Annotated in this window: 4 protein-coding genes; 1 reads left to right on the top strand and 3 read right to left on the bottom strand. The window is 68.9% G+C overall.

The genetic code is table 11. From position 1 onward, the window contains the following. Positions 1–126 precede the first annotated feature (126 nt). Together mtaB and dapF are read right to left on the bottom strand one after the other, a co-directional pair. Positions 127–1398 (bottom strand): tRNA (N(6)-L-threonylcarbamoyladenosine(37)-C(2))-methylthiotransferase MtaB, encoded by a 1272-nt coding sequence (gene mtaB, locus ACIPIA_RS10725; RefSeq protein WP_400509315.1) that lies wholly within the window; start codon positions 1396–1398, stop codon positions 127–129. Then, positions 1398–2282: a diaminopimelate epimerase gene (dapF, locus tag ACIPIA_RS10720; protein ID WP_400509313.1), complete on the bottom strand. Its 885-nt coding sequence runs from the start codon at positions 2280–2282 to the stop codon at positions 1398–1400. The genes mtaB and dapF overlap by 1 nt, the downstream gene beginning before the upstream one ends. A 383-nt stretch (positions 2283–2665) precedes the next feature. On the opposite strand from dapF, the gene ACIPIA_RS10715 reads away from it, so the two are divergent. Further along, positions 2666–3310, top strand: a complete 645-nt coding sequence (locus ACIPIA_RS10715) for a GyrI-like domain-containing protein (protein WP_400509311.1) — start codon at positions 2666–2668, stop codon at positions 3308–3310. 97 nt (positions 3311–3407) lie between these two features. Here the strand turns inward: ACIPIA_RS10715 and ACIPIA_RS10710 are convergent, their stop codons facing one another. Then, positions 3408–4466 (bottom strand): MBL fold metallo-hydrolase, encoded by a 1059-nt coding sequence (locus tag ACIPIA_RS10710; RefSeq protein ID WP_400509309.1) that lies wholly within the window; start codon positions 4464–4466, stop codon positions 3408–3410. Between the last annotated feature and the right edge of the window lie 61 nt (positions 4467–4527).

Below are 4527 nucleotides of genomic sequence, written 5' to 3'. Positions count from 1 at the left end.
GATTTGAACCTTTTCCGTTCTCGCAGCGTCTAATGTCCGAGCCCGCCGCTCCGGCATGGCTCCGCCGCCCCGGTCTCTCCTCCTCCTCCCATCGGCGACCGGGGCGGCAATGCCCTTTCCCGAGGACTAGGCCGCGAGGAGAGCCCGCCCGTCGGCCGCATGGCCTGTCGTCACCAGGATGTGCCCGGCAGCGATGTCGCGATCGAAGCGCACCAGCGTGAAGTCCTCAGCCCGGCCGGTGTTGCCGCGCTCGGTCAGGACGCTCAGCGGCCGCCCGACGCGTTCGGCGAGATGCCGTTCATGCGCGGCGCCCGCCACCGCCCGCAACCGGGCAGCACGCTCGCTCACCACATCCCCAGGCAACTGCGGCATGCGCGCGGCGGGCGTGCCGGGGCGGGCCGAATAGGGGAAGACGTGGACGAAGCTGAGCCCGCATTCCTCGACCAGACCGAGCGAGCGGGAGAACATGGCGTCGTCCTCGGTCGGGAAGCCTGCGATCAGATCGGCGCCGAACACGATGTCGGGGCGCAGGGCCCTGATCTCCGCGCAGAAGCGGATGGCGTCGGCGCGGCTGTGGCGGCGCTTCATGCGTTTCAGGATGAGGTCGTCGCCGGCCTGCAGCGACAGATGCAGATGCGGCATCAGCCTGGTCTCGGTCGCAAGCAGATCGCGCAGCGCGTCATCGACCTCGACCGCATCGATCGAGGACAGGCGCAGGCGCGGCAGCTCGGGCAGGCCGCGCAGTATGGCTCCTGCCAGCGCGCCAAGCGACGGCAGGTCCGGCAGGTCCCGGCCATAGCTCGTGAGATCGACGCCGGTCAGCACGACCTCGCGCGCACCGGCTTCGACGAGCCTGCGACATTGCGCGACCACGTCGTCGACAGGCAGCGAACGCGAGTTGCCGCGGCCGAACGGGATGACGCAGAAGGTGCAGCGATGGTCGCAGCCATTCTGGACCTGAACGAAGCCGCGGGTATGGCCTGCGAAGCGGCCGGTTATGGGCGGCCGCAAGGTCGTGCGGACCATGATGTCGCCGACATCGAGCTTGTCGGCGGCGACCGCGTCGGGGTTTCCGAGGCTGTTTGAGGCGGCGAGCGCCATCCAGCTCCGGACATCGAGCTTCTCGTCATTGCCGAGAACGCGATCGACTTCCGGCATTCCCGCGAAGCGGGCGGGCTCGATCTGGGCGGCGCAGCCGGTGACGATCACCGGGCGTTCCGGTTGCTCGCGCTTCAGACGTCGCACGGCCTGCCGGGCCTGGCGTGTCGCCTCGGCGGTGACGGCGCAGGAGTTGACGATCGCGGCGTCCTTGAGCCCGGCAGCCTCGGCCTGGAGCCGCAGCGCCTCGCTCTCGACGATGTTGAGGCGGCAGCCGAAGGTGACGACCTCCAGGGCCATCAGGCCGCGCGCTCGATCAGGGCGGGGTCGATCCGGCCTTCCCATTCGAACTCGACCGGGCCGGTCATCAGGACGTGGCCATCGCTCTCGCGCCATTCGATGGCGAGGTCGCCGCCCGGCAGGCTGACCGTGGCCTTGCGGGCGGTCAGCTCGCGGCGCACACCCGCGACCAGGGCCGCGCAGGCGCCCGAGCCGCAGGCCTGGGTGATGCCCGCGCCGCGTTCCCAGACGCGCAGGACGATATGGTCGGGCGCCTTCACCGCGGCGAGCTCGATATTGGCGCGGTCGGGGAAGATCGGGTGATTCTCGAGCAGCGGGCCGATCTGCTCGAGATTGTAGGCATAGGGATCCGCGACGAAGAAGACGGCATGCGGGTTGCCCATGTTGACCGCGCAGGGCGTGTGCAGGATCGGGGCGTCGATCGGCCCGATCTGCAATTCGAAGCGGCTGGTGTCCTCGAAGGGCTCGGCCAGCGGGATCTCGTCCCAGGCGAGGCGGGGCGCGCCCATGTCGACGGTGAACAGCGTCTCGCCTTCGCGCACCGCAGGCAGCAGACCGGCCTTGGTCTGAAGCGCGAGGCGGGTCTTGCCGGCATCGCCCATCTGCGGGTCGGCGACCATCGCCCAGGCGACGCAACGCGTGCCGTTGCCGCAGGCGCCGGCCTCGGAGCCGTCGGTGTTGTAGATGCGCACGAAGGCGTCGGTGCCGGGCGTTTTCGCATCGTGCAGGACCATGAGCTGGTCGAACCGGGCGTGCGGATCCGCCGCGATGGCGCGCGCTTCGGCCTCGCTGACGATATGCTTCGTGCCGCGCAGGTCGAGCACCGTGATCTGGTTGCCGAGGCCGTTCATCTTCAGGAACCGGCGATTGGCCAGAGCGTTCATTTGGTCACACGTCCCATGAATAGTGGGTCTATGGCCGAGGCGACGTGAAAAAGCCACCCTCGTCCCCGTTCCTGACAGAAGGTGGACATTCTATGTTGCGCTGCAAGGGCGCGAATCGCGTGAAACTCAGGGCCGTAACGATGCGGTATTCCCGGATTTGTGTTCTGGCGCTCGCCGGCATGGCGAGCGTGTCCAGCGGAATGGTTGTCGCGCAAGGGCGCGTCGCGCCGCCGGCGGCCGTCGAATCCGCGCCTCTGGCGCCGCCGCCCGGCACTGCTCCCGTCCAGGCGCCTTCCGCTCCGGCGCAGGCACAGCCTGCGCCGGCTCCCGAGCAGCCGTCGAGCCCGCAGCCGGTGCAGCCGCCCCCGGCTCTGCAGGGACCGGTGACGCCGCAGCCCGTCCAGCCCGCGCCTGCACCATCGATGCCGATCGAGCCGCAGCCGGTGCAGCCGCCGCCGACGCTGCCCGCGCCCGGCCAGCCGCTGCCGCCCCCGCCGGCGCAGCAGCAGACCGGCGTGCCCGATCCGAATTCGACACTCGCCGGCAGGGGCTCCGACAGCAGCGATGTCGGCGAGGTCGCGCTTGCGCCCAAGCCGGTGCTGATGATGTCGGGGCAGGCGACCTGGGACCAGGGATTCCAGAGGCTCTCGAACGCCATCAGGGCTCTGCGGGCCGAGGCGCAGAAGAACGGATTGGCCGTGGCCGGCCGCCCGCTCGCGCTGTTCGTCGAGACCACCGACGATGGCTTCCGCTTCGAGGCGATGCTGCCGGTCGCGATTCCGCCCGGCGGACAGGCGCCGACGCTGGGGCCGGATTTCAGGATGGGGACATCGCCTGCGGGGCCGGCGCTGCGTTTCCTGCATCAGGCTCCCTATGACGACATCGATTCGACCTACGAGACGATCACCGCCTATCTCGAGGCGAAGAGCATCGTCGTGAAGGACGCTTTCCTCGAGGAATATGTCAGCGAGCTCAACGATCCCGGCGATCCGAACCTCGAGATCAACGTCTACGTTCAGCCGAAATAGCCCCGCCCCCAGGCGTCATGCTCGGGCCTGGCCCGAGCATCTCCGCTAGCGCCGTTTCGTCCTGGGATTCTCGCGCGCGGGAACGACGGCTGCGCGGTCATGCACTCCAGCTCAGGCCTGGCCGCATCGGCCTGAAGCGCTCTTCCGGCAGCCCAGCCGTCGCCAATGCGGTTTTCAGCGCCGCGGGCGGCCGCTCGATGCCCTCGTCGGTGAGCTGGAAGGTGCCCCAGTGATGGCCGATCGCCTGCTCGGCGCGGAGCGCCAGCATCACCTTGACCGCTTCATCCGGATTCATGTGGTTGTCCGACATGAACCAGCGCGGCTCATAGGCGCCGATCGGCAGCACGGCGAGGCGGAAGGGGCCGTGCTCGCGGCCGAGCCGTTCGTAGAGTGAGCCGTCATGATATCCGGTATCGCCGACATGGAAGATCTTCGTGCCGGCCGCTTCGAGCGCGTAGGAGCACCAGAGCGCCATGCGCCGGTCGAACGCGCCGCGCGCGGACCAGTGGTAGCTTGGCAGGAGCGTGATCGCGACGCCGTCGGAAAGCTGGAGGCGAGCGTTCCAATCATGCGCCTCGGCGCGGGCGTCGGGCACGCGGGCCCTGACGATGGTGTCGTTGCCGAGCGGCATGATCATGCGCGGCTGGTCGCGATCGTGGAGGCGCGCCAGGGTCTCGATGTCGAGATGGTCGTAATGGTTGTGGGTGATGAGGACCGCATCGATCCTGGGCAAGTCGCCGAAGGCGACGCCCGGCTGGTTCACGCGCCGTGGGCCAATGAAGGAGAACGGGCTCGCGCGCTCGGAATAGACCGGATCGACCAGCAAATTGAGGCCGCCGATCTGATAGAGAAACGAGGCGTGGCCGAGATGGACGACGCGGATGCCGTCGACGCGCGCCGGCGGCTTGTCCTGCGGCGGCGCGGCGTATTGCGGCGGAAAGGCCTCGCGCTCGCGCTTGCCGGTCTGCCAGCGCAGGACGTCGAGCAGCCCCTTGCTGACGGGGCGGCCGTCGGTGAAGACGACACCGTTGAAATGGTCGCTCACGGGTCCCTGATAATAGGGATTGCGGGAGCGCGAGATCGCGGCCCAGGCGCCGCCGGTCGAAGCCAGCAGCGCACCGAGACCGACGAAGGAGAGGAGCTTGCGGCGGGTCATGGTCGAGAAGAGGTAGGCCGCCGGAGCGAAGCGTCAAGACTCCGGCGTCTTGATCGCCAGA

Source organism: Allobosea sp. CER48 (genome assembly GCF_044752385.1).
Classification (GTDB): Bacteria; Pseudomonadota; Alphaproteobacteria; order Rhizobiales; family Beijerinckiaceae; genus Allobosea.
This window is presented reverse-complemented; position numbering and strand designations above follow the sequence as displayed.

Bases quoted from the DNA above. Each gene is read 5' to 3' on its own strand.
- mtaB (WP_400509315.1), bottom strand. From the start codon at position 1,398: ATGGCCCTGGAGGTCGTCACCTTCGGCTGCCGCCTCAACATCGTCGAG.
- dapF (WP_400509313.1), bottom strand. From the start codon at position 2,282: ATGAACGCTCTGGCCAATCGCCGGTTCCTGAAGATGAACGGCCTCGGC.
- ACIPIA_RS10710 (WP_400509309.1), bottom strand. From the start codon at position 4,466: ATGACCCGCCGCAAGCTCCTCTCCTTCGTCGGTCTCGGTGCGCTGCTG.